Origin of the sequence: Enterobacter sichuanensis (assembly GCF_002939185.1) — a bacterium.
Lineage (GTDB): Bacteria > Pseudomonadota > Gammaproteobacteria > Enterobacterales > Enterobacteriaceae > Enterobacter > Enterobacter sichuanensis.
In genome coordinates this window covers 1-5,795 of the sequence record NZ_POVL01000098.1, presented here as the reverse complement: position 1 = coordinate 5,795, position 5,795 = coordinate 1, and the positions used below count along the sequence as shown (strand labels likewise).

Here is a 5,795-nt window from a genome sequence, read left to right as displayed (position 1 = left end):
AGAGGGTTGGGGTGAGGGCACCAGACCGCACGAAATTACACGCTAATCGGCGCCGTCGCCGCTTCCAGCCACGAACGCGCTTCGCTGTTCACCAGGGGTAACAGCGCCTCACGTACCTGCTGGTGGTATGCATCCAGCCACGCTTTTTCCTGCTCGCTTAACAGATCCAGCTCGACCTGACTCAGGTCGATGGGGATCAGCGTCAGCGAAGCAAATTTGCAGAATCCCGGACGGCTCTCAACGATTTCTACCTGGTTTTCGATGCGGATACCGTGGCTATCGCCCAGATAATATCCCGGTTCGATAGTCATGATATTGCCCGCCACCAGCGGCCACGGATTGACCTTTTTGGCAATACGATGCGGGTTTTCATGGATCAGAAGCTGATGCCCCACGCCATGCCCCGTACCGTGATCGTAATCCAGCCCCATCTCCCACAATGGACGACGCGCGAAAGCATCCAGCTGATGTCCCTGGGTTCCTGAAGGAAACTGCAGGGTAATCAGCGACAGGAAACCTCTCAATACGGCGGTGTAGTGCAGGCGCTGCTGCGGGTCGACCTGACCCCAAGCCAGCGTACGCGTGGCATCGGTAGTGCCATTAGCATACTGCCCGCCGGAATCGTTCAGGTAAAAGTGGTCATGAACGATGGGCTTGTTGCTGGCTTCGCTCGAATGGTAATGGCACATCGCCGCATTGCTGGAGGAGGCGGAGATGGTGGCAAAGCTTTGCTCGATAAACCCGGGCTGCTGTTTACGGAACGCAAGCTGTTGCGCCTGAACCTCCAGCTCGGTTAGCGGGTTTCCTGCCGCCTCGCGCAGCGGCACTTCACGGCTCAGCCAGGCAAGGAAGTTGACCCACGCGGCACCGTCCTGGTGATGACACTCGCGGTAACCCGCCAGTTCGACCGGGTTTTTGGTGGCCTTCATCAGGGTTATAGGGTCGGTCCGCCAGACAATCTCTCCCTGTGGCTCAATAGCGAAGCGCAGGGCTACCGGCGCGGAATCGGCATCTACCATTACCCGTTTACCGGCAGCAAGCCGCTGGCAGCGCTCGATAAAGGCGTCCTGCGGCGCAATAGTGAACGCATTGCGCACGGCGTCTGGCAGGGCGCTGAGCTTATTGTCGTTAACAAACCACTCAACGTGACCGTCTCGACCCAGCAGGACAAAAGAGAGCGGTACCGGGCTGTAAGGAATATCTGCTCCCCGCACGTTCAGGAGCCAGGCGATATTGTCCGGCAGGGTAACGGCCAGATAATCGGCATGGCTGGCGGCCAGCACGGCGGCAACGCGCTGACGTTTGTCTGCGCTGCTTTCACCGCTGAGTTCAACCGGCATGTTACGGATTAGCCCCGCCGGTGCGGCAGGGCGGTCAGTCCACAGAATATCAAAAGGCGATTCGGTCAATGGCACCAGTTCGCACGCTGTGGCGGATAACTGATCAAACTCCGTATTGGTCATCAGCAGCGGGTCAAAACCGATGCGCGTGCCTGCCCCCACGTTTTCCGCCAGCCATTGCGCCAGCGGCTCGTTATGCAGGTGGTGGATCTCAATCTCATCCGTGTTGACCTGCACGCGCGCCTGAACCTGATAGCGGCCATCGACGAACAGCAGTGCTTTGTCCTGCAGCACCAGCGCCACACCGGCCGAACCGTCAAAGCCCGTCAGCCAGGCCAGCTTTTCATCGTAGGGCGCGCAGTATTCACTCTGCCAGGCATCGGCGCGCGGGACGATCATCCCGTCGAGATGGCTGGCTTCAAGCCACTGGCGCAGGGCAGAGAGAGGTGATGTGCTGTACATTATTTATCCTTGTCGTAATTAGCGGAACGGCGGCTCGTTGAAGGTGCGCAGCTTGCGGGAATGGAGTCTGTCCCCTTCCGCCCGCAGCAGGTCAATGGCGCGGATGCCAATCTGCAGATGTTCGGATATCGCCCCTTCATAGAAACGGTTTGCCTGGCCCGGCAGCTTAATTTCGCCGTGCAGTGGTTTATCGGAGACGCACAGCAGCGTGCCGTAGGGGACGCGGAAGCGATAGCCCTGCGCGGCGATGGTGGCGCTTTCCATATCAATCGCCACCGCGCGGCTCAGGTTAAACCGCAGCGCGGAGGCGGAGTAGCGCAGCTCCCAGTTGCGATCGTCCGTGGTGACGACCGTGCCGGTGCGCAGGCGCTGCTTAACTTCTTCGCCCGGCATGCCGCTCACCTCTTTGGTGGCGTCATACAGCGCACGCTGGACCTCGGCGATGCTTGGGATGGGAATATCCGGCGGCAGTACGGCATCAAGCACATGGTCATCACGCAAATAGGCGTGGGCGAGCACGTAATCGCCAATCAGCTGGCTTTCGCGCAGGCCGCCGCAGTGGCCAATCATCAGCCACACGTCCGGGCGCAGAACTGCCAGATGGTCGCAGATGGTTTTCGCATTCGACGGGCCGACGCCAATGTTAATCAACGTAATACCCTGACCGTCGGCGGTGATCAGGTGCCAGGCCGGCATCTGATGCTTTTTCCACGCCAGGTCGGAAATCAGCTGCTCGGGGGCTTCGGTCTCCGCGGTGATCCAGATCCCCCCCGCACAGGAGAGCGCGATGTAAGGGCTCTCCGGGTCGAGGATCTGGCTGCAGCCCCAGCGGACAAACTCGTCGACGTAGCGGGTGTAGTTGGTAAAGAGCACGAAGGGTTGAAAATGCTCGGCTGGCGTACCGGTGTAGTGACGCAGGCGCGCCAGGGAGAAATCGACCCGGCGGGCATCAAAATGTGACAGAGGAGAAAACTCTGCCGGGTGATAAATGCCGTCAGCCGTCTCATCGCCAATCTGCGAAAGTTCCGTCGTCGGGAAGTGGCGGGTCAGGCCCGCGCTCATGGAGCGGTCCAGCGTTAACGCCGAACCGTCAATCACGTACGGATAGGGGATCTCGTGCTGGGAAGGCTCAACGGCGATGTGCGCACCGTAGTCCTGGTACAGCAGCGTAAGCTGTTCTTCAAGGTAAGGGCGGAACAGTGCAGGGCGGGTGACGGTGGTGCTGTAGCAGCCGGAGTGGGTAAAACGGGCATAGGCGCGGGTTTTCGGCGTGGTGCTGGCGCTGCCGTCCCAGGTCACAGAGAGCGACGGATAAACAAAAAGGCCCTCGCTTCTGGCCTTTTCGTCGGGGAGTTTCCCTGTGTCGATATACTCGCTAATGGCGCTGCGCAGCGCGTTGACGGACTGTTCATACAGTGCGTCGAGTTTTTCCAGCGCCTGAGCCGGGGTCAGGCTGGAGCCCTTATTATTCATCTCTGTCTCCTTGTTCCTCAGGTGTGCGACTCTACCCGATAGTATGTCACACGCCTGTGAAACAAAAGTGAGATCAGCGGTGGTACGTCTCTTTCATCAGAAGCGCCGTCGCCGCAGAGAGCAGGCAGCCGGCCAGCAGATAAATCGCCACGCTGTGCCAGTTTCCGCCGGAGAAGGTCACCAGCGCGGCGGCAATAAAGGGGGTAAACCCGCCGCCGACGACGCTTGCAACCTGGTAACCCACGCCTGCTCCGCTGTAGCGGTAGCTGGCGCCGAACAGTTCGGTAAACATCGGCTGCTGGACGCAAACCACCATATCGTGAGCGATGTTCGCGAGCATAATGGCAAAGAAGACAATCCAGAAGATCGACTGAGCCTCCAGCGCCATAAAGAAGGGCCAGGCGCTGAGGGTTCCCACCAGCGCCCCGGTGATATAAACGCGACGTCGACCAAAGCGGTCCGCCAGCCAGGCGAAACAGGGGATGGTCAGGCAGCTGATCCCGCCGACCACCAGGCCGATATTCAGAAACAGCTCGCGCGGCAGACCGAGATTCTGCGTTGAGTAGTTCAGCGCAAACGCGGTGACGATATACATCGTCAGCAGTTCGCACAGGCGCAGGGCGATAATTTTCAGAAAAGCGCCAGGATGCTGCACCAGGGCTTCCATCACCGGCAGCCGCTTTTTGACGGCAGGTATTTCCTGCTGCTGTTCGAATTCAGCGGACTCTTCCATCCCGTTACGGATCCACAGCGCGGCGATGACCAGCACGATGCTGAAGATGAACGGAATGCGCCAGCCCCAGCTCAGGAACTGTTCGTCGGTGGTGAGCTGGCTGATTAAGGAGACCAGCCCGGTGGAAAGGAGCAGACCCACGCCATACCCGACCTGTACGCCGCTGCTGTAAAACGCTTTCTTATTTTTTGGCGCGCTCTCAACCGATAACAGCGCCGCGCCGCCCCATTCGCCGCCCACGGCGAACCCCTGAATGGCGCGCAGGGTAACCAGCAGTACCGGTGCCCACCAGCCAATGGTGGAAAACGCAGGGAGGATGCCAATCAGCGCGGTGGCGATCCCCATCATCCAGACGGTGAGCATCAGCATACGTTTGCGACCGAGGCGGTCACCGAAGTGGCCGAAGATCACGCCACCCAGCGGGCGAAACAGAAAGCCGACGCCGAAGGTGGCAAACGCGGCGAGCGTGCCCATCGCGGGGCTGACCTGCGGAAAGAACTCGCGGTTAAAGACCAGGGCGGCGGTAATGCCGTAGAGCAGAAAATCATACCAGTCGACGACGGCACCCGCGAAGCTGCCGAGGGCGGCGCGGCGGGCACGATTGAGCGAAGGTGTCTCCTCGGTGGGATGTGTGGAGGTGAGAGTGGAATCCATAGTTGTCCTGTCTGCACTGATTTTTAATTATTGGTATAAGAAAAAGTCACTCACAAAGCGGCCGTCACGTAAACGGAACTTATGAGACTACCGCGACAGGGAGCCTGTGCAAACTGATTTTATTTCCTGATGGGTAATGCAAAACGGCTACGCTATGCTTAGTGAAGAACGAAGCGACGGAGGAAGGGACGATGTGTCGTAAAGAGGTGTTGGGGTGTCTTGCTGCGTTGCTTATCAGCCAGAGCGTGCAGGCGGTGAGCTATCCGTTGCCGCCGACGGGCAGCCGACTGGTGGGAAGCGCGCAGGTCATCACCGTGCCGGATCGCAATACGTTACCGCTCGAGGCGTTTGCCGCACAGTACGGTCAGGGGCTAAGCAATATGCTGGAAGCGAACCCGGGCGTGGATCCTTTTTTGCCCAAATCCGGTACCCGGCTGGTCATTCCCCAGCAGCTGATTCTTCCTGACACCGTCCGGGAAGGCATTATCGTGAATGCGGCAGAAATGCGCCTCTACTATTATCCGCCCGGCGGCACTACCGTAGAAGTCCTGCCCATTGGCATCGGTCAGGCCGGGCGCGAAACGCCGCGTAACTGGGTGACGGCGGTTGAGCGTAAGCAGGAGGGACCGACATGGTCGCCGACGCCCAATACGCGCCGCGCCTATGCGGCAGAAGGCAAAACGCTGCCTGCATTCGTGCCTGCCGGGCCGGATAACCCGATGGGGCTGTATGCCATTTATATCGGCAGGCTGTACGCCATTCACGGTACCAACTCGAATTTTGGCATTGGGCTGCGGGTGAGCCAGGGCTGTATTCGTCTGCGCAATAACGACATCAAATACCTGTTCGATAATGTCCCGGTCGGAACCCGGGTACAGCTTATCGATCAGCCCGTTAAAGTCACCACCGAGCCGGACGGTAGCCGCTGGGTGGAAGTGCATGAGCCGTTGTCACGTAACCGTGCGGAATTTGAATCGACCCGGAAAGTGCCGCTGCCGATATCGGCCGCGCTGCGGACAGAGTTGATCAACGAGGGGGCAGGTGCTGAGCTGGAACGGCGGTCAGGGATGCCGGTGAAGCTCGGCATGTAAAGGCATTGTGCGGTCTGGTGCCCTCACCCCAACCCTCTCCCA

At 59.5% G+C, this 5,795-nt stretch carries 4 protein-coding genes; 1 reads left to right on the top strand and 3 read right to left on the bottom strand.

The window, feature by feature from the left end:
• Positions 1 to 35: 35 nt before the first annotated feature.
• The 3 genes from C5687_RS23320 to shiA form a co-directional block, all read right to left on the bottom strand.
• Positions 36 to 1,802, bottom strand: a complete 1,767-nt coding sequence (locus tag C5687_RS23320; protein ID WP_104558131.1) for an aminopeptidase P family protein — start codon at positions 1,800 to 1,802, stop codon at positions 36 to 38.
• A gap of 18 nt (positions 1,803 to 1,820) precedes the next feature.
• Positions 1,821 to 3,275: an AMP nucleosidase gene (locus C5687_RS23315; protein WP_025759291.1), complete on the bottom strand. Its 1,455-nt coding sequence runs from the start codon at positions 3,273 to 3,275 to the stop codon at positions 1,821 to 1,823.
• Positions 3,276 to 3,348: 73 nt separating this feature from the next.
• Positions 3,349 to 4,662, bottom strand: coding sequence for a shikimate transporter (shiA, locus tag C5687_RS23310; RefSeq protein WP_104558130.1), 1,314 nt, complete (start codon positions 4,660 to 4,662; stop codon positions 3,349 to 3,351).
• Positions 4,663 to 4,853: 191 nt separating this feature from the next.
• Between shiA and ldtA the strand changes: the two genes are divergently transcribed.
• Positions 4,854 to 5,753: a L,D-transpeptidase gene (gene ldtA, locus C5687_RS23305; RefSeq protein ID WP_047959024.1), complete on the top strand. Its 900-nt coding sequence runs from the start codon at positions 4,854 to 4,856 to the stop codon at positions 5,751 to 5,753.
• Positions 5,754 to 5,795 lie beyond the last annotated feature (42 nt).

What these genes read in the sequence shown, in the direction of transcription:
- C5687_RS23320 (WP_104558131.1), bottom strand. Translation starts at nt 1,802, where the DNA reads ATGTACAGCACATCACCTCTCTCTGCCCTGCGCCAGTGGCTTGAAGCC.
- shiA (WP_104558130.1), bottom strand. Translation starts at nt 4,662, where the DNA reads ATGGATTCCACTCTCACCTCCACACATCCCACCGAGGAGACACCTTCG.
- ldtA (WP_047959024.1), top strand. Translation starts at nt 4,854, where the DNA reads ATGTGTCGTAAAGAGGTGTTGGGGTGTCTTGCTGCGTTGCTTATCAGC.
- C5687_RS23315 (WP_025759291.1), bottom strand. Translation starts at nt 3,275, where the DNA reads ATGAATAATAAGGGCTCCAGCCTGACCCCGGCTCAGGCGCTGGAAAAA.